This is a genomic window from Devosia sp. 67-54 (assembly GCF_001899075.1).
In the GTDB taxonomy this organism is placed as follows: domain Bacteria; phylum Pseudomonadota; class Alphaproteobacteria; order Rhizobiales; family Devosiaceae; genus Devosia_A.
In genome coordinates, this window is sequence record NZ_MKVA01000005.1 from 169,703 (window position 1) to 187,319 (window position 17,617).

Genomic DNA, 17,617 nt, shown 5'->3' on the forward strand with positions numbered 1-17,617 from the left:
TCGGCCAACCGCTGTGCTCTGGCCGAGCGATCCCGAGAGGGCTCGTTCGGCCAACCGCTGTGCTCTGGCCGAGCGATCCCGGGAGGGCTCGTTCGGCCAACCGCGGGGGGCTAGAGCCAGCCCTTGCGCTTGAAGAAGAGGTAGGGGAGCACGGCGGAGATGATCATCAGCACGATGGCCAGCGGGTAGCCGAAGGGCAGGTGCAATTCGGGCATGACGTCGAAATTCATGCCGTAGGCCGAGGCGACGAGGGTGGGCGGCAGGAAGACCACGGCGGCGACCGAGAAGATCTTGATGATCTGGTTCTGCTCGAGGTTGATCAGGCCGAGCGTGGCGTCGAGCAGGAAGTTGATCTTGCTGCTGAGGAAGGCGGCGTGGTCGGAGAGGGCGGCGGCGTCGCGCTGCAGCACCTTGAGCTCCTGGCGCAGCTCGCGGGCGGTCTTGGCGTTGCCGTTGTCGTAGGTCTGGTGGAAGCTCGACAGGCGGGCGATGGAGACCAGGCTTTCACGAGCGAGGGTGAGAACGTCGCCCTTCTTGCCGATGCGCTCGATGATCTCCTGCAGATCGCGCGCCTTGCGGGTGACGTTGCGGGTCTTGTTGCGGAACACTTCGCGCGAAATCTGGTCGATCTCGTCGCCGGTGGTTTCGAGCAGCTGCGCCAGGCGGTCGATGATGGCCTCGATCAGGCCGAGCATGACCTTTTCGCCGGAGGTGTAGACGTTGTTGGTGGGGCGGCTGACCAGGCGCTCGAACAGGCGGAACGGCTTGGGGTCGGCGTAGCGCACCGTGACCAGCAGATTGTGGCGCAGAACGAAGGTGATCGGGGTCTTTTGCGGCTCGTCGGTCTCGGAGTTGAACAGCGCGGTGATGGTCATGAACTCGGCCCCGTCCTCGTTGTAGAGGCGGGCGCTGGGCTCGATGTCGTCCATCTCGGCGCGGGTCGGGATGTCGATGCCGAGGTGCGATTCGACGAAGGCGTCCTCGGCCTTGGTCGGATCGGTGAGGCTGAACCAGATGGCCTCGCCGCCCATCAGATCGGGCGCGGCCATATCCACATCGGTGGCGACGAGGCGATCGTCCTTACGGATATATGCACGCAGCATTTCAGAGGCTCCTTCTTGCGCGCACCGGCTTTGCCGGCACGCCGAGCCTCGGGAGAGACCGGGCCGCCGGCTAGATCGAAGATCGACTTCGACTGTCGGGGTTCATTGTCCTTGTCCTTTGCTGATGCCCGCATGCCAGAAGCGCGCGGACGCCTTTTCCCTGCGCCACGGGCGCGGCGCGGTCAATGGCTAATTTGCCGGGAGCTCAATAGCCGTCGAAGGCGTGGACGAGGGCGGCGCGCAGGTCGGTGCCGTCGGCGTAGACGACGTTGTCGATGCGCCAGTAGCCGACATCCATGCCCGCGATCGGGACGCGCTTGAGGATGAGCTCGTCGGTGTAGCCGGCGTCGGGCGCCTGCTTGAAGCCGTACCGGATGTCGACCTTGGCGTCGGTCCTGCTGAGCGACACCAGCCCGGTCTCGCAGCGGTCGGCGTAATCGGGGCTCGACTGCCAGGGGATGCCGTCGCCGAGCGGCGGCTTTTCGTCGGGCGCCTTGCTGGCGATGGCGTCGCTGCGCCGCTGCGCGTCGGCGATCGCCGCGGCGAGGCCGGCGGTCAGGATGCCGGAGATGACGGCCTCGTCGTTGCCGAGGCGGGAAAAGCAGAAGATCTGGCCGATCTCGTTGGCGCGCAGCGCCACCCTCTGGCCGGACTCGTCGTCGGCGGCGGCGGGGAGGGGCGCGAGGCTGGCGGCGAGGAGCAGGAGAGCGGCAAGGTTACGCATGATTTTCCCCAAAACGAGGCGACTGAACATGAACGGCGCGGATCGCCGGCGGCGGCGGATATGACTGCCTGTAGACCATATCGGCGGCGTTTCGGGAACGGGGCAGAGCTGTCAGAGCGGCTGGCCGAGCTTTTCGGCGGTGGCGGCGATCCAGGCGCGCCAGCGCGCGATGCTGACGAAATGCGCCGAGCCGCGGCAGTAATCGTTGACCGCGCGGGGCGAGGAGACGCCGATCAGGATGCCGGCCAGGGTCATGGACTTGCCGCGCAGGGTGAAGGCCGGGCCGCCGGAATCGCCGGTGCACATGCCGGCGCCGCCGGACTGGTCGGCGAGCAGCGCCGGGCCCTTTTCGACGAGCGTCGTGGTGGCGGCGCGCAGGGTGCGGTCGAAGCCGAGCTGGCTCTTGCCGAAGCCCGCCTGACGCAGGTCGGAGGTGGCGCCATAGCCGGCGATGTGCACGGCGCCGGTGCCGTCGCCGTCGGTGAGGGTGGCGAGGACGGTGCCGGCGGGCGCCGGCGCGTCGAGCACGATGAGGGCCAGATCGTCGGGGTTGTTGTAGGCGAAGCTGCCTTTGGCCTCCGGCGTCCTGCCGGCGCGGGCGATGGCGGTGACGCTGCGCAGGCGCTCGGCGGGCACGTCGGTGAGCGAGGTGGCGAAGATCACCCGGATGGCCGAGGCGCCGCCATCGGTGCAGTGGGCGGCGGTGAGCATCAGGCGCGGGCCGAGGGCCACCGCGGTGCACAGATGCGTGCCGCCCGGCGCCTGGTCGAGCACGGCGGCCACCGATTTTGCGACGATTTCGCCGGCGCCGACCGGCTTGCCGCCGAACACGGCGGCGGCGGGAGCGGCGAGGGCGGCGAGCAGCGCCAGGGACGCGGCGATACGGAACACGGAACGAAGCATGCGGGGAAGATGTCGGAGGCGGGCGCGCCGCGCAACGGCGCCGGCTGCGACTTTTGGCCGGCGCCGGCGTTTAGCCGGCATGCCGTTGAGTCCGACCGCGTCCGACCTCGCCCTCCGCATCGTCCTGACCCTCGTGGCGGCGGGGGTGATCGGGTTCGAGCGCGGCGCGCATGGCAAGGCGGCCGGGCTGCGGACGACGCTGCTGGTGGCGCTGGCGGCGTGCCTCGCGATGATCCAGGTCAACCTGCTGCTGCCGGTCGGCGGCAAGACGCCGAGCTCGTTCGGGGTGATGGATCTGATGCGCCTGCCGCTCGGCATCCTGACCGGCGTGGGGTTCATCGGCGCCGGCAGCATCCTCAAGCGCGGCGCCATGGTGATCGGCGTGACGACGGCGGCGACGCTGTGGTTCGTGACGGTGCTGGGCCTGTTGTTCGGGGGCGGGCAGATCGCGCTCGGCGCCGCCGGCACGGTGATCGGCGTGATGGTGATCCAGGGCCTGCGGGCGGCGGAGCGGCTGGTGGCGCGCGACCGGCGGGCGTCGCTGACGGTGCGCAGCGACAGCCATGTCGTCGAGGGCGGCGAACTCGAGGCGATGGTGGCGGCGCCGTTCCGGGTGACGCGGCTGACCTATGCGCGCAGCAGCGACGGCAGCGAGGAGCGGAGCTTCCATCTGCTGTTCCGCCCGCACCCGGGCGAGCCGCGCATTCCGGCGCTGGTGCGCACGATGGCGCAGCGGCCGGGGGTGCTCAGCGTGCGCTGGGACGGCGGCGAGACCGCCGACGAATGATCAGAACTGCCACTCGCGGGCCTTGCCGACGAGGAAATCGCGGAAGACGCCGACGCGCTTGCTGTTCTTGAGCGCCGGCGGATAGACGAAATAGGCCTCGTAGGCGGGGAGCTCGACGCCGGTGAGCACGCGCTTCAGGCCGGTTTCGACCTCGGTGACGTAGTCGGGCAGCATGGCGATGCCGATGCCGGCGCGGCAGGCCTGCAGCATGCCGAAGATGGCGTTGACCTTCATGGCGGAGCGGCGCGGCGAAGAATCGGGGCGGCCGAGGCGCTCGATGTAGTTGATGTCGCCCAGATAGGACGGCACCGGGTCGCCGAAGGTGATGATGCGGTGGTTGTCGAGATCCTCGAGGGTCGAAGGCTCGCCGTACTGGTTGAGGTAGTCGAGCGACAGATAGAAGTGGTTGTGCACCGTGAACAGCTTGCGCTGGATCATCTCGGACTGGTTCGGCCGGTGCAGGCGGATGGCGACGTCGGCCTCGCGCATGGCGAGGTCGAGCTCGGCGTCGTTGAGCTTAATCTCGATCTGGATGTCGGGATAAAGCAGCAGGAATTCGTGGATGCGGCTCGACAGCCAGGTGGAGCCGATGCCCACGGTGGTGGTGACGATGAGCTGGCCGATGGGGATGTCCTGGCTCTCGGACATCTGCGATTCGACCTGCTGCAATTCGGCATGCATGCGGTGGGCGGTGCGGAACAGGTGCTCGCCCACCTCGGTCAGCACCAGGCCGCGGGCGTGGCGGATGAACAGCTTGAGGTTGAGATCGTCCTCCAGCGCCGAAATCTGCCGCGACACGGCCGACTGGCTCATGTTCAGCTTTTCGGCCGCATGGGTGAAGCTCCCCGATTCCGCCGCGGTGTGGAATATGCGGAGCTTGTCCCAGTCGAGCATGATCTATTCCGCCGCTTCCGCGAGGTTTTCTTCGGCGAGGAAGCGCTCGGCCTCGAGCGCGGCCATGCAGCCCATGCCGGCGGCGGTGACGGCCTGGCGGAAGACGTCGTCGGTGACGTCGCCGGCGGCATAGACGCCCGGGATGTTGGTTTCGGTGCTGCCGGGCTTCACCTTGAGGTAGCCGCCCGGCTTCATGTCGAGCTTCTCGCGGAAGATGGCGGTGGCCGGGGTGTGGCCGATGGCGATGAAGATGCCGTCGACCGGGAGCGTTTCGGTGTCGCCGGTGGCGACGTTGCGGAGCACCGCGCCGGTGACCGAGGGCGGCATCTGGCTGCCGGTGATGTCGGCGAGCTCGGTGTTCCAGCGCACCTCGATCTTGGGGTGCTTGAACAGGCGGTCCTGCAGGATGCGCTCGGCCCGGAACTCGCTGCGGCGGTGGACGACGGTGACTTTGCTGGCGAAATTGGTGAGGAACAGCGCCTCCTCGACCGCGGTGTTGCCGCCGCCGACCACGATCACGTGCTTGTCGCGGTAGAAGAAGCCGTCGCAGGTGGCGCAGGCGGACACGCCAAAACCCTGGAATTTCTGTTCCGACGGCAGGCCGAGCCAGCGCGCCTGGGCGCCGGTGGCGACGATCACGGCGTCGGCGGTGTAGGTGGTGCCGCTGTCGCCCTTGAGGGTGAAGGGGCGGCGGTCGAAATCGACCTCGACGACGAGGTCGTTGACGATGCGGGTGCCGACGTGCTCGGCCTGCGCCTTCATCTGCTCCATGAGCCAGGGGCCCTGGATGACGTCGGCGAAGCCGGGATAATTCTCCACATCGGTGGTGATGGTGAGCTGGCCGCCCGGCTGCGTGCCGTTGATCATGATCGGCTCGAGCATTGCACGCGCCGCATAGATGGCCGCCGTGTATCCGGCCGGACCCGACCCGATAATCACAACCTTGGAGTGCATCTGATAGTCCCTCTTACAGGCCGCCAATGTAGGGGCCGGACCGTGGCGCTTTCAAGTCGAGGCCGGCGCCAGCGGCCCGGTTTGCGGGCCATACTCACCGAAATGTCAGCATCGGGCCGACAATTGCCCAGGCTTTGGGCAGAAAGGACGGCGCTCGGAGGACGAGCCATGCGCCGGGCGGCGGACAGGGGCCGGCGCGGGCGGTCAGCGACGCCGATTTTCCGGGCCGCATGCGATAGCCGCATGCCGGCGGCCCGTGCCATGCTCGGGGCGGGGGGAATGCCGATGCCGGAACAGCGGCTGACACCGCAGCAGCGCGAGGTGCTGGCCGTGCTCGAGGCCGAGCATCGCGCCTTCTGGTTCAAGGATTGGGACGGATACGCGGCCGCCCATGCCCATGCGCCGCATGTGCTGCGCTGGGCGTTCACCCGGCATGGCGGGCTGACGCTGCGCCGCGGCTGGAGCGAGATCGGGCCGCGAGCCCGCGCGGAGATGGCCGGCCTGCCACGGCCGCTCAGCGAGTTCGTCGAGGATGTGGCGATCGACAATCTCACCATCCGGGTGGCCGGCGACATGGCCTGGGCAAGCTTTCGCCGCACCTACAGGCTGTCGCCGGTGTTCGGCGCCAGCGGTCCGAACGGCCCTATCGACGAGCTTCGCATCCTCGAACGCTCCGAGGGCGCGTGGCGAATTGTCGTCGTCGCGCTGCTCGATCCGGGACTGGGTGGCGAGCCGATCGTGCAGGTGTCCGCGGACGGCAGGATCGTATGGGTGAGCGAGGACGCGCAGCGCCTGCTCACCCCAGGCGATGCCTTCGTCGTCCGCGCCGGACGGCTGCGTTGCCGGGACGGCCGGGCCGATATCCGGCTGCAGGCGGCGATCCGGCGGGCCCATGCCCGGGACAGGGGATTGATGTCGATCCGCACCAGCGTGCCGATCGCCTACGCCGCTGCCGAGGCGATGCAGCTGTGCTGGGTGACCGGCGAATCCGGCATGGTCGCGGTGACGCTGCAGGATCGGCGCCCGTCGGCGCTCCGCATCGCGGCGGCCGTCGAGGTCTTCGGGCTGTCGCCGATGCAGGCGGACCTGGCGAGCGCCATCGTCGAGGGGCGTTCGGCCATGGAATTTGCGCGGGAGCGCGGCATGCGGCCGGCGACGGCCCGCACCCATCTGCGCCGCATCTTCGCAAAGGTGGGGGTCGCGACGCAGACGGGGCTGGTGCGCGTTCTCGTCTCCATCCAACCGCCCGGCTGAGGCGTCGCCCGATCGGGGGACAGCGGCGAGGCCGCCTCCGGTCTAGCCTCGCGGCCGAAAGGCAGGGGAGGGGACGATGGATGCAGCGGCATTCGACATGGTGCGGCAACTGGCCGCCGGGCATTATCTGGTGGGGACGCTGCACGGCGTCGCGCGGCTCGGGGTCGCCGACCGCTTCGACAGCACAGCGCAGGTCGCCGACCTGGCGGCGGCGAGCGGCGCCGATCCGGGCGCGCTCAGGCGGGCGCTGCGGCTGCTCGCGTCACGCGGCATCTTCGTGCTGGCGGGGGAGGAGGTCGGGCACACCGAGGCCTCACGCCTGCTGCGCGAGGACCATCCGGCGTCGTTGAGGCCGCTGGTGCTGATGTTCGCGCAGGAGGTGCAGTGGCAGGCCGCCGCGGCGGTGCCCGAATGCCTCACGACGGGGGAGGCGGCGACTCCGCGGCGCCACGAGGGCGGGCTATGGGGCTATTACGCCGGCCGGCCGGACGAAGCGCGCATTTTCGATGCGGCGATGCGCTCGAAGGCCGTGGCGCAGGTCGCCGGAATCCTGGCGTCGTACGATTTCTCGCCCTATCCGCGCATCGTCGACATCGGCGGCGGGCAGGGCCACCTGCTGCGGGCGATCCTGGCGCGGGAGCCGGCCGCGCGCGGCGTGCTGTTCGACCAGCCGGCGGTGATCGAGGCCGCCCGGGCGGCCGGCGAGCCCGGCCGGCTCGCGTTCGAGAGCGGCGACTTCTTCCGCTCGGTGCCGGCGGGCGATCTGATGATCCTGATGGAGGTGATCCACGACTGGGACGATGCCGCCGCCGGCCGGATCCTGCGCACGGTGCGGGCCGCCGCGCCGGCCGACGCGCGGCTGCTGGTGATCGAGACGGAGGTGCCAGAGGGCAATGAACCGCACTGGTCCAAGCTGCTCGATCTGGTGATGCTGGCGCAGTTCGCCAGCCTGCAACGGACGCGCGAGGACTACCGGCGATTGCTCGCCGCCAACGGCTTTGCCGTCAGCGGCGTGGTCGACACCGGCGCCGACATCTCGATCATCGAGGCGCGGCCGGTGTAGCCGGGCGGGCTCATCGGCCGCGGTGTGTTGGGCGGCGGGCGCTCAGACGTATTTGAGGTCGAGGATCTCGTAGCTCTTGGTGCCGCCGGGGGCGGGGACCTCGAAGCTGTCGCCCTTGGCCTTGCCGATCATGGCGCGGGCGATGGGCGAGGAGATGGAGATGCGGCCCTTGCCGGCGTCGGCCTCGGCGTCGCCGACGATGGTGTATTTGCGCTCTTCCTCGGAGTCCTCGTCGACGATCTTGACGGTGGCGCCGAACTTCACGGTGTCGCCGCTGAGCTTCTTGACGTCGATGATGTCGGCGAGGGCGAGCAGGGCTTCGAGCTCCTGGATGCGGCCCTCGTTGAGGCTCTGCTGCTCCTTGGCGGCATGATATTCGGCGTTTTCGCTGAGATCGCCATGGGCGCGGGCCTCGGCGATGGCGGCAATGATGCGCGGCCGCTCCTCGGCCGTGCGGCGCCGGTATTCCTCGCTCAGCGCGGCATGGCCGGCCGGGGTCATCGGAATCTTGTCGGGCATCGGCGCCTCCGTCGTCAAAAAATCAAAGGTCCGCTTCGCCTCGGCGTGGAGCGGACCGCAAGGTTCGGATTTGCGGTGAACCTGCCTGCCCGGCGCGTTCCGGTCAAGCGGGGCCGCAGCCGGCAGGCGGGCGGGGCCTGGCGGTCCCGCCCGAACCGGGGGTTACGGCTTGACCGCCGCCCAGGCCGCGTCGCTCATGATCTCGGCGGCGCGCTTGGCGGCGATTCGAGCCCGGCCAGCAGTGGCGAGGCGCAGGAAATTGTAGGCCGGGCCGAGGATCAGCGAATGCGCGGCCGGCCATGGCAAGTCCTTGACTTTCCTGGCCTTGGCGAATTTCGCGTAGGACGACTGGATGGAGCCCTGGCCCTCGGCGAGAGTGTCGGCGATCTCGGCGAATTCGGGGGCGGTGACCGCCAGGGTGCGGATTTCGTCGGTGAAGCGGAACAGCTCGGGATTCTTGAGGCCCCAGGTGACGAGGCCGCCGGCGGCGGCGCGGACGACCGCCTCGGCGGTGTCGCTGGAACTCTGCGATTCGCCGGACCAGCCGGCGATGGCATCCTCGAGCAGGGCCATGGCCAGCGCGCCCTTGCCGTCGAAGAAGTGATAGATGGAGCCGGTGGTGGCGCCGGAGGCCTCACGGATGTCGTTGATGGTGGTGGCGATATAGCCCTTTTCGAGGAAGCAGCCGAGGGCCGCTTCGAGGATTGATTCGCGACGTTCGTCACCCGTCAAGCGCTTGCGGGGCTTCACTTTTTTGGCAGCGGCGCGAGCCATCTGATTCCCTTTCCTAAAAGATTTCTCTGGAATTTGCTTCCAGCATGGACTAGAGCAAAGTTCTAGTCGAGCGTTTTGTTTGTCGCAGGGATATAAGCGGTGGGAAAGCTTTGGCCAAGGGCGACGGCAGGGCGGCATCGCCGCCGGTTGAAGCGATGGATTAGCATGAGCCGGCTAACCGCTTCGCAGATATAGCCTATCTGTGGCGAAATAATTTCGGGATATCGCGTTATGACGCCGCTGCGCGCAGCGGCGGAGCGGCAGCCGGCGCGTCCGGCGTATTTTCGGCAAAACGAAAGGCGCGGCCGGTGGCGGCCACGCCTTTCTGTTCGGGTTCACGGACTGGCTTTAATCAGCCAGCCATCGAGAGATTGTCGGCAGCGGACTTGCCGGTCCGCTTGTCCTTGACGATCTCGTAATTGACCTTCTGGCCCTCATCGAGGCCATTGAGGCCCGAGCGCTGGACGGCCGAGATGTGCACGAACACATCCGCCCCGCCCTCGTCGGGCTGGATGAATCCGTAGCCCTTCTGCCCGTTGAACCATTTTACAGTGCCGGTAGCCATATAAGTCCCTCTCGCTGTCTCTGCCGTGGCGAACCACCTCCCGGCGGCAGTTCACCAATCGAAATCTCGGTAGTGACGTCAGCAGGCGCGTTCAGGCGTCGCCAGGCACGGACAGTCGGCCGCAATATTCGACGGGAGCGTTTTAGCCTGAATTGTTAACGGACACAATATGTCGCAGGCATGACAAATCGCCGGGCCAGTTTCGGGCTGTCCGGAGCCAAATAGCTTCTGCGATGCGACGCGTTCGGCTCTTGTGGAGCCAAGTCCCACGGTCAGCGGCCACTCGCATGAGTCGCCAGCCGGGGCGGTAAGAGGATTTGACGTTTACGTCACCGATGGGGCAGCGTCCAGTGAAACTCTGCCCTCTCGCACGCCTGTGACCCCCAGCCCATGACCCAGATCCGCGACGATTTCCGCTCCGACACCGTGACCCGCCCCAGCCCCGCCATGCGGCAGGCGATGGCCGAGGCGGAGGTGGGCGACGACGTGTTCGGCGACGATCCGACGGTGCAGCGGCTCGAAGCGGTGCTGGCGGAGCGGCTGGGCAAGCCCGCGGCGGTGTTCATGGCCTCGGGGACGCAGTCCAACCTCTGCGCGCTGCTGGCGCATTGCGGGCGCGGCGAGGGCTACATCGCCGGCATGGACGCGCATTGCTACGCGCATGAGCAGGGCGGGGCGGCGTGGATCGGCGCGCTGCAGCCGCAGCCGCTGCCGCAGCAGGCGGACGGCACGCTGGCGCTCGCCGACATCGCCGCGGCGATCCATGGCGGCGACGATACGCACATCGCCGAGACGCGGCTGCTGGCGCTCGAAAACACCTTCGGCGGCCGGGTGATGCCGCTGAGCTGGATGGCCGAGGCGACGGGGCTGGCGCGGCAGCACCGGCTCGGCACGCATCTCGACGGGGCGCGGGTGTTCAATGCGGCGGTGGCCGGCAATGTCGATGTGGCCGAGATCGCGCGGCCGTTCGACACGATCTCGGTGTGCCTCAGCAAAGGCCTCGGCGCGCCGGTGGGCACGGTGCTGGTCGGCGAGACCGAACTGATCGGCAAGGCGCGGCGGTTGCGCAAGGCGGTCGGCGGCGGCATGCGGCAGGCCGGCATCCTCGCGGCGGCGGGGCTTTACGCGCTCGAGCACAATGTGGCGCGGCTGGCCGACGACCATGCCAGGGCGCGGCGGCTGGCGGAGGGATTCGGCCGGATCCCGGCGCTGGCGGCGGAAGCGTGCACCAATATCGTCTGGGTCAGGGTGGCGCCGGACAGCGCCCGGGCGTTTACCGACTATCTGGCGCGCGAGGGGTTCGGCATCACCGGCGGCTATCCCGGCGCCAGTGGGGCGCAGCAGCGCTGGGTGACGCATCTCGACGTCGACGACGCGGCGGTGGAGCGGGCGATCGCGGCGGCGGACCGGTTTTACGAGCGGGCGCGGTTTCTGAGTCCCGGCCAGGGTTGACAGGCAACTGAGCCCGGCCTATTTGCAGACCGACCGGTTGGTCTGTACATGGGCGGTTATGGAAACTCTCGCAAAATCATCATCGAAAAGCGGCTTCACCGACGGCGCGATCGGGCTGGCCATGGCTGTGGCGCTCCGGCCGGAGGCGGCGAGGGGATGACAGCACGCGACGCCCTGCTCGATGCCGGGTTCCGGCTGTTTCTTGCCCGCGGGTTCGATGGCGCCGGGCTGAGCGATATCCTGGCCGCGACCGGACTCTCCAAGGGAGCGTTCTACCACCATTTCGAGAGCAAGCAGGCGCTCTATGAAGAGGTGATCGCCCGCTTTTTCCCATCGCCCTTCGAGCGGTTCGACTGGCAAGCCCATGCCGCCCTGACAGCGGCGGCGCAGAAGGCGGCGATTACCGCCTTCTACGATGAGATCCTGGCGATGGGCGCCAAGGAAGCGGTCGACCTCAACCGCTATTTCGCGCTGTTTTTCGACAGCCTGTCGCGCCTGCCGGATTTTCGCGAGCGCACGGCAAAAATCTACCGGCAGGCCGCTTCGATCCTGGCCGAGACGCTGGTGCGCGAGGGAGCCGGCAGCGAGGCGGCCGCGCGCGAGGCCCTGGCCTTTCTCGCCGAGCGAGAAGGGCGGCTGGTTCTTAGGGCGGTGGCCGAACTTGATCCCGAAGCAGCAAGAGAGAGCGAGAATGGACCTTTACGCTGACAAGGCGCCTGCACTGGCGCAGAAGCTGACAACAACCGCGCTGGAACTGGCGATCCTGGCGCTGTCGGGGTGGATACTTTTCGGTCCGGGAGGACTGCTCCTGGCGCAAATCTTTCACTTTGCGCCACCCGAGGGTATTCCCGCGCGCCGCTACGTGGTCTTCGCATTTTCCGTCGTGGTGCTGGCGCGCATGGCTTTCACCATGTTCTACCTGATGCACCGCCGCCTGCCATGGGCAGAGGCCGCCTTCGTACCGATCGCCTTTGCGGTCTACTATGTCGGCTTTGCCGTGCTGGTCCTGCCCGCGGATGCGCCGATCGGGCCCTGGGACTATTTCGGGATCGGGCTTTTCGTGCTCGGCAGTGTGTTGAACAGCGGCGCCGAACTGGCGCGCGATCGCTTCAAGAAGCGGCCCGAGAACAAGGGCCGGCTTTATACCGAAGGGCTTTTCGGTCTTTCCATGCACATCAATTTCTTCGGCGACGTGCTGTGGATCACGGCTTATGCGATCCTGGCGCACACTCTGTGGGCCTTCATCATTCCCTTGCTCATGCTTTGCTTTTTCGCCTTCTACAACGTCCCGATGCTGGACCGGTACCTGGCCGGACATTACGGGGACCAGTTCACGGCCTATGCAGGGCGGACCAAGCGGCTGATCCCGTTCCTCTGGTAGCAACCCGCCTCCGCGGCGCGACGCAGCCTCGGCCGTCGGCTTACGCCGGCAGGGTGATCCTGGCCCAGATGGGCAGGTGGTCGGAGGCTTCGCGCGACATGGCGGTGCGGTGGACGCCCGCTTCGGCGATGGCGATGTCCTCGGTGACGATGATGCGGTCGAGCGAGAACACCGGCATCGAGGCGTGAAAGCTCGGGCCGCAGGTGACGATGGTGTGGCGCTGCTCGAAGGCGCGCAGCACGCCGGATTTGAGGTCGGGCTCGTTGAGGTCGCCCATCAGGATGGTGGGCATGTTGGCCTCGAGCGCGCGCAGCTCGGAGACGATGGTTTCGGTCTGCAGCTGCCGCCACTTCTTGGTGAGGCCCAGATGCATGCCGACGACGCGGATGCGGCGGCCGCCGAGGTCGAGGTCGGCGACGGCGGCGCCGCGCGGCTCGAGATGCGGCAGCGCCATCGGCCGGGCGGCGGCCACGGTGATGGTCTTGCGGGCGAGGATGACGTTGCCGTGAAAGCCGAGGCTTTGCGGGCGGGGCGAGAAATTGATGGCGCGGTAGTCGGTCTCGCGCTCGATCAGCTCGGGATCGAGGGCGGTGACGCGCGAGCCGAAGCGGCGGTCGACCTCCTGCAGGGCGACGATGTCGGCAGCCACCTCGTTGAGCACGCCGAGCACGCGCGCCGGCCGGCGCCGCCAATCCAGCCCGACGGCCTTGCGGATGTTGTAGGACGCGACCTTGATCTGCATGCGGGGATAAGACGGAGGCTGGGAAACGGGTTGCGAAGCTAGCGGCTGCGGCAGGCAGGTCCAAGGTTTTTGTTTGTGCTCTGTCCGATCGGTAGCTTGTTTGCGCTCTGTCCGATCGGTCGCGAGGGCGTCCGATCGTCCAACCGCGGTTTTGTTTGTGCTCTGTCCGATCGGCCGCGAGGGCGCCCGATCGGCCAACCGGGGTTTTATCTTTGCTCTGGTCGATCGGCTGCAAGGGCACCCGATCGGCCAACCGCTTTCTAGCTCAGCACCAAACGCAGGCCGACGATGGTGAGGATGCAGGCGAGCAGCCAGCGGATGACGCGCTCGTTGATCAGCGGGGCGAGGCGCGAGGCGACGAGGATGCCGGGGATGGAGCCGCAGAGCAGCGCGAGCAGGATGTGCCAGTCGACATCGCCGATGGCCCAGTGGCCGAGGCCGGCAACCAGGGTCAGCGGTACGGCGTGCGCGATGTCGGAGCCGACGATGCGGTGCACGGTGAGCTTCGGATAGAGCAGCAGCAGCACGGTGACGCCGATGGCGCCGGCGCCGACCGAGGAGACGGAGACGAGGATGCCGAGCACGGCGCCGGTGATTACGGTCAGGGCTGCCTGCGGGCCGGGCGGCAGCTCGCGATGGCGGCCGGCGAAGCGGGCGATGGTGCCGCGGAACAGCATGCTGACGGCAGTGAGCACCAGCACGCTGCCGAGGACCAGCGCCAGGAGGTGCGCGGCGGCGCTGGTCTGTGCGCCGGTGGCGGCGAGCAGCCAGACGGTGATGGCGGCGGCGGGCACGCTGCCCAGCGCGAGACGCAGGACGATGCGCCAGTCGACGGTGCGGTTGACGCCGTGCACCAGCGTGCCGACGCTCTTGGTGGCGGCGGCGTAGAGCAGGTCGGTGCCGACGGCGGTGGCCGGATGGATGCCGAAGAGCAGGATCAGCAGGGGCGTCATCAGCGAGCCGCCGCCCACGCCGGTCAGGCCGACCACGAAGCCGACGACGAGGCCGGAGAGCGCGTAGAGAACTTCGATCGGTAGAGTCAAACAGGCCCGCCCAGGCTTCCCGCAATGTGGCGGACCCTAGTGGGGCGATCCGGACATGGCTAGGGCTTGACGCGAGCAGGAATTGGCGCTCCGGCGCGCGATGGCGCCAATTTGTGCTCCGGCGCGGCCAGGGCGGCGCCGGAGTCGGGGGTCAGATGCGGCCCAGAGCGCGGCGGATGGCGGTTTCCACGGGGCTGTAGGCGCCATCGGACCGCTCGAGCGCGAGCGGCACCGCCGGATGCAGCGGCGGCTGCGCCATGAATTTCGGTCGCGTTCCCGCGTGTGGCTGCGCCGCGTGGACGAGGAACGGGTGGCAGAGATAGACGGTGCCCGCGTCGCCGGTCGCCAGCAGTTCGGGCAGATGCGCCGTCGAGGCATAGCCGCCGGCCGAGATGTCGCGCAGCGACAGGCCGGCGTCGCCGGCGGGCGCGAGCTCGCGGGCGATCTCGAGGTGCGAGCCGGCGCGGATGCGGGTGGGCGCGTCGTCTTCCCCGACGTCGGAGAAGAGGAACAGCATCAGCAGAGCGCGATCCCTGGAGACGATGTTGGCGCGCCACGACATGAAATCGTCGGGGCGCTCCTGCCAGCCGAAGCTGACGTCGATGTGCCAGCCGTCGTCGCCCGGCGCCTCGTGCGAGGGGAAGCGGATGGGGAAGGTGCCCATGTTGGTGCGCGGCAGCCAGCGGCCGGCGCCGACGAGCTGGTCGTAGGCGGCCTGGAGCCTGGGAGTATTGGCCGCCGCGCGGAAGGGCGGGTCGTCGCGATAGGCGATGCGCACGACCGGCCTGGTCCAGGTGGCGGGGTCGTCGGGGTCGCAGCCGGTCAGGCGCCAGAGGATGGCGCGGCAGTCGTCGGCGACGGCGCGGGGGAAGGCGGCGTCGATGCGGACGAAGCCGTCGGCGATGAAGGCGTCGAGCTGAGCCGGGCTCAGCGCAAAAGTCTCGGCAGGCATGGAATTGATCCGTTGTTCGCAAGCAGGCGCGAGCGGGGCGTCGGCCGCGCTCGGATGAGTGCCCGGGAGGGCGCCGGTCAGGCGCCGGAGCGGCGGGCTGCGAAGTTGCGGAGCATCATCATTGCGGGGCGCACCATAGCGATGGCGGCCGCGCGGTCAACCCTCGGCGCGGCGCCGGCGGTCGCCGGCGAGGAGCGCGAAGGCGACGCCGCCGAGGATGAGGATGGTGGAGACGGCGAGGCGCAGGGTCAGCGGCTCGGCCGATCAGCAGCACGCCGCCGGCCGCGGCGATGGCGGGCACGGTGAGCTGCACGATGGCGGCGCGGGTGCGCGACAGGCCGGGTAGAACGGCGTACCAGACGATGTAGCCGAGGCCCGACGCGATGGCGCCCGAGGCGAGCGCGTAGGCGGTGGCGAGCGGCGAGGGCGCCTGCAGCAGCAGGCCGACGAGGATCAGCACGATGGCGGCCGGCAGGGTGCGGATGAAATTGCCGGCGGTGTCGGCGAGCGGCGAGGCGGAGCCGCGGCCGATCAGCGTATAGGCGGCCCAGCCGAGGCCGGCGCCGGCCATCAGCCCGGCACCGAGCGGCGAGGGGGCGACGAGGCCGGGCGCGACGAGGTAAGCGAGGCCGGCGAGCGCCACCAGCAGGCCGAGCGCTTCGAGCAGGCCGGGGCGGTCGCCCTTGCAGACGGCCCAGCCGAGAATGCCGACCTGCACGCTGGCGAACAGGATCAGCGCGCCGGCGCCGGCACCGAGCAGCACATAGGCGATGGAGAACAGGATGGCGTAGCCGAACAGGCTCGCCGCACCGGCCCAGGAGCCGGCGATGGCGAGCCGGCGGTCGCGGACGAGCAGGATCAGCCCGAGGGTGAGGGCGCCGGCGGCGAGGCGGATGCCGGTGTAGGTCGCCGGCTCGGCGCCGGCGGTGGCGAGGGCCAGGCGGGCGAGGATGGAGTTGGCGGCAAAGGCCAGCATGGAGAGCGCGGTGAGAAGGATGGTCCTGATCGTCGCCGTCTCCCCCGCCCGTGTCGTCGACCGACTAGGCCGGAGCGCGGCTTTGGCGTCAAGGCGAGCGGCCGCGCGATCCCCCTTGCTTTTGCCGTTGGAAGGAGTAGGTGCTCGCCGCCCTCCGAGACCACCCTCCCATGCGCCCCCTGCAAAATTCCTCCGGCGACCTCGTCGTGGATCGTCGTGCCGGTTTCGCGGCGGCGCTGGCGCGCGACAAGGATTTTTCGGCGGCGGCAGAGGTGATGGCAAGCGCCATGGAGGAACGGCCGGGCTGGACGGCCGGCTGGAGCCTGCTCGGCGACTATCGCGCCGAGGCGGGCGACAGCGCCGGCGCCATCGCCGCCTACGAGCAATTGGCGCGGCTCGACGCCGACGGCGTGTTCGGCGCCGGGCTGAAGCTCGCCGCGCTCGGCGCCACGCCGCCGCCGCGCGGCACCGAGATCGCCTATGTGGAATCGCTGTTCGACGACTATGCGGGGCGCTTCGACCGCGAGCTGGTGGTGGGCCTCGGCTACACCGCGCCGGCGCGGCTGGCGGCGCTGGTCGAGGCCGAGCTCAGGCGGCGCGGCGTGGAGCAGGCCGGCCACGCGCTCGATCTGGGATGCGGCACCGGGCTGATGGGCGAGCGGCTGCGGCGGCGGGCGTCGTTCCTCGAGGGCGTCGACCTGTCGGGCGCGATGGTGGAGGCGGCGGGGCGCAAGCGCGTCTATGACCGGCTGCACAAGGCGGAACTCACGGCTTTCCTCGCCGGACACGCCGGCGGGGTGGATTTGATGGCCGCCGCCGACGTGCTGAACTATTGCGGCGCGCTGGCGCCGATCCTCGGCGCGGCGTTCGGGCGGCTGGCGCCGGGCGGGCTGTTCGCGTTCACGCTGGAACGGCACGAGGGGCCCGAGCCGATGCTGCTGCAGGCGTCGCTGCGCTATGCCCACAACGAGACGGCGGCGCTGGCGGCGTGCCGCGACGCCGGCTTCGCGATCGTCGCCAGCGAGGCGTCGCCCCTGCGCACCGACCGCGGCGCACCGGTGCCGGGCCTGCTGCTGCTGGTGCGAAAGCCGGACCGGGCCATGGCGGAGCTCAGCGCCGCCGAGGCGGAGCTGGTGGCGGAGACGATGCCGCTGGTGGCGCTGAAATAGATGCGTGGTATCCTGTGCGATACCATGGCGCAAAGAATGCCGCTGACTCGTGAATTCAAGGACACGGTGCAGGCTCGAGCCAAGGCCGATGCGGCTTTTCGCGCGGCCCTGCTGAGCGAGGTCATCGACCTTTTCCTCGCCGGTGACATGGCAACCGGCAAGTCGGTCCTGCGCGACTACATCAACGCCACGATCGGGTTTGCGACCCTCGCGGACGTGACTGGCGTGCCCGCCAAAAGCCTGATGCGGATGGTCAGCGCGTCGGGCAATCCGCGTGCGGACAATCTGTTTGCGATCATCAGCGCGCTACAGGACGCGACCGGCGTGCAGCTCAGCGTGAGCGCCGCAGCTTAGAGCGTTTC

General features: G+C 68.9%; 20 protein-coding genes. 8 read left to right on the top strand and 12 right to left on the bottom strand.

Features of this window, described 5'->3' with window-relative positions; genetic code table 11:
* Positions 1-110: 110 nt before the first annotated feature.
* The 3 genes from corA to BGO82_RS05845 all read right to left on the bottom strand — a co-directional run bounded on the left by corA (position 111) and on the right by BGO82_RS05845 (position 2,730).
* A complete protein-coding gene (gene corA, locus BGO82_RS05835; RefSeq protein ID WP_291304624.1) occupies positions 111-1,103 on the bottom strand; it encodes a magnesium/cobalt transporter CorA in 993 nt (330 codons plus the stop codon).
* 205 nt (positions 1,104-1,308) lie between these two features.
* Entirely contained in the window at positions 1,309-1,827 is a 519-nt protein-coding gene (locus tag BGO82_RS05840) for a hypothetical protein (protein ID WP_291304625.1), read from the bottom strand.
* Positions 1,828-1,938: 111 nt separating this feature from the next.
* Positions 1,939-2,730 (bottom strand): trypsin-like serine protease, encoded by a 792-nt coding sequence (locus BGO82_RS05845; RefSeq protein ID WP_291304626.1) that lies wholly within the window; start codon positions 2,728-2,730, stop codon positions 1,939-1,941.
* A 79-nt stretch (positions 2,731-2,809) separates the two neighbouring features.
* Here BGO82_RS05845 and BGO82_RS05850 point away from each other — a divergent pair, with 79 nt between their 5' ends.
* Positions 2,810-3,517, top strand: a complete 708-nt coding sequence (locus tag BGO82_RS05850) for an MgtC/SapB family protein (RefSeq protein ID WP_291304627.1) — start codon at positions 2,810-2,812, stop codon at positions 3,515-3,517.
* On the opposite strand, the gene BGO82_RS05855 is transcribed toward BGO82_RS05850, so the two are convergent.
* Positions 3,518-4,414 (bottom strand): LysR family transcriptional regulator, encoded by an 897-nt coding sequence (locus BGO82_RS05855; protein WP_291305679.1) that lies wholly within the window; start codon positions 4,412-4,414, stop codon positions 3,518-3,520.
* Positions 4,415-5,365 (bottom strand): thioredoxin-disulfide reductase, encoded by a 951-nt coding sequence (gene trxB, locus BGO82_RS05860; RefSeq protein WP_291304628.1) that lies wholly within the window; start codon positions 5,363-5,365, stop codon positions 4,415-4,417.
* Positions 5,366-5,608: 243 nt separating this feature from the next.
* Between trxB and BGO82_RS05865 the strand changes: the two genes are divergently transcribed.
* Positions 5,609-6,619: a helix-turn-helix transcriptional regulator gene (locus BGO82_RS05865; RefSeq protein ID WP_291304629.1), complete on the top strand. Its 1,011-nt coding sequence runs from the start codon at positions 5,609-5,611 to the stop codon at positions 6,617-6,619.
* 76 nt (positions 6,620-6,695) lie between these two features.
* A complete protein-coding gene (locus BGO82_RS05870; protein WP_291304630.1) occupies positions 6,696-7,682 on the top strand; it encodes a methyltransferase in 987 nt (328 codons plus the stop codon).
* A gap of 42 nt (positions 7,683-7,724) precedes the next feature.
* On the opposite strand, the gene greA is transcribed toward BGO82_RS05870, so the two are convergent.
* From greA to BGO82_RS05885, 3 genes are all read right to left on the bottom strand, one after another.
* Positions 7,725-8,201: a transcription elongation factor GreA gene (gene greA / locus BGO82_RS05875; protein WP_291304631.1), complete on the bottom strand. Its 477-nt coding sequence runs from the start codon at positions 8,199-8,201 to the stop codon at positions 7,725-7,727.
* Between the two features lie 162 nt (positions 8,202-8,363).
* Positions 8,364-8,975 (bottom strand): TetR/AcrR family transcriptional regulator, encoded by a 612-nt coding sequence (locus tag BGO82_RS05880; RefSeq protein ID WP_291304632.1) that lies wholly within the window; start codon positions 8,973-8,975, stop codon positions 8,364-8,366.
* 352 nt (positions 8,976-9,327) lie between these two features.
* A complete protein-coding gene (locus tag BGO82_RS05885; protein WP_291304633.1) occupies positions 9,328-9,540 on the bottom strand; it encodes a cold-shock protein in 213 nt (70 codons plus the stop codon).
* A gap of 390 nt (positions 9,541-9,930) precedes the next feature.
* Between BGO82_RS05885 and ltaE the strand changes: the two genes are divergently transcribed.
* The 3 genes from ltaE to BGO82_RS05900 are packed head-to-tail and all read left to right on the top strand — an operon-like array spanning position 9,931 to position 12,373.
* Positions 9,931-10,992 carry a low-specificity L-threonine aldolase gene (gene ltaE, locus BGO82_RS05890; protein WP_291304634.1) on the top strand — a complete coding sequence of 354 codons (1,062 nt, stop codon included), beginning with the start codon at positions 9,931-9,933 and terminating at the stop codon, positions 10,990-10,992.
* Between the two features lie 48 nt (positions 10,993-11,040).
* Positions 11,041-11,700, top strand: a complete 660-nt coding sequence (locus BGO82_RS05895) for a TetR/AcrR family transcriptional regulator (RefSeq protein WP_291304635.1) — start codon at positions 11,041-11,043, stop codon at positions 11,698-11,700.
* Positions 11,684-12,373 carry a DUF1295 domain-containing protein gene (locus BGO82_RS05900; RefSeq protein ID WP_291304636.1) on the top strand — a complete coding sequence of 230 codons (690 nt, stop codon included), beginning with the start codon at positions 11,684-11,686 and terminating at the stop codon, positions 12,371-12,373. The genes BGO82_RS05895 and BGO82_RS05900 overlap by 17 nt, the downstream gene beginning before the upstream one ends.
* 40 nt (positions 12,374-12,413) lie before the next feature.
* On the opposite strand, the gene BGO82_RS05905 is transcribed toward BGO82_RS05900, so the two are convergent.
* From BGO82_RS05905 to BGO82_RS05920, 4 genes are all read right to left on the bottom strand, one after another.
* Complete coding sequence (locus BGO82_RS05905) at positions 12,414-13,115, bottom strand: endonuclease/exonuclease/phosphatase family protein (protein WP_291304637.1); 702 nt, start codon at positions 13,113-13,115, stop codon at positions 12,414-12,416.
* 260 nt (positions 13,116-13,375) lie between these two features.
* Entirely contained in the window at positions 13,376-14,158 is a 783-nt protein-coding gene (locus tag BGO82_RS05910) for a sulfite exporter TauE/SafE family protein (protein ID WP_291304638.1), read from the bottom strand.
* A 151-nt stretch (positions 14,159-14,309) separates the two neighbouring features.
* Entirely contained in the window at positions 14,310-15,110 is an 801-nt protein-coding gene (locus tag BGO82_RS05915) for a phytanoyl-CoA dioxygenase (RefSeq protein WP_291304639.1), read from the bottom strand.
* Positions 15,111-15,228: 118 nt separating this feature from the next.
* Positions 15,229-16,086 (bottom strand): DMT family transporter, encoded by an 858-nt coding sequence (locus BGO82_RS05920; RefSeq protein WP_291304640.1) that lies wholly within the window; start codon positions 16,084-16,086, stop codon positions 15,229-15,231.
* Positions 16,087-16,256: 170 nt separating this feature from the next.
* Here BGO82_RS05920 and BGO82_RS05925 point away from each other — a divergent pair, with 170 nt between their 5' ends.
* Both BGO82_RS05925 and BGO82_RS05930 read left to right on the top strand, forming a co-directional pair.
* Positions 16,257-17,255 carry a methyltransferase gene (locus BGO82_RS05925; protein ID WP_291304641.1) on the top strand — a complete coding sequence of 333 codons (999 nt, stop codon included), beginning with the start codon at positions 16,257-16,259 and terminating at the stop codon, positions 17,253-17,255.
* A 36-nt stretch (positions 17,256-17,291) separates the two neighbouring features.
* Complete coding sequence (locus tag BGO82_RS05930) at positions 17,292-17,609, top strand: transcriptional regulator (RefSeq protein WP_291305680.1); 318 nt, start codon at positions 17,292-17,294, stop codon at positions 17,607-17,609.
* The last annotated feature ends 8 nt before the right edge of the window (positions 17,610-17,617 follow it).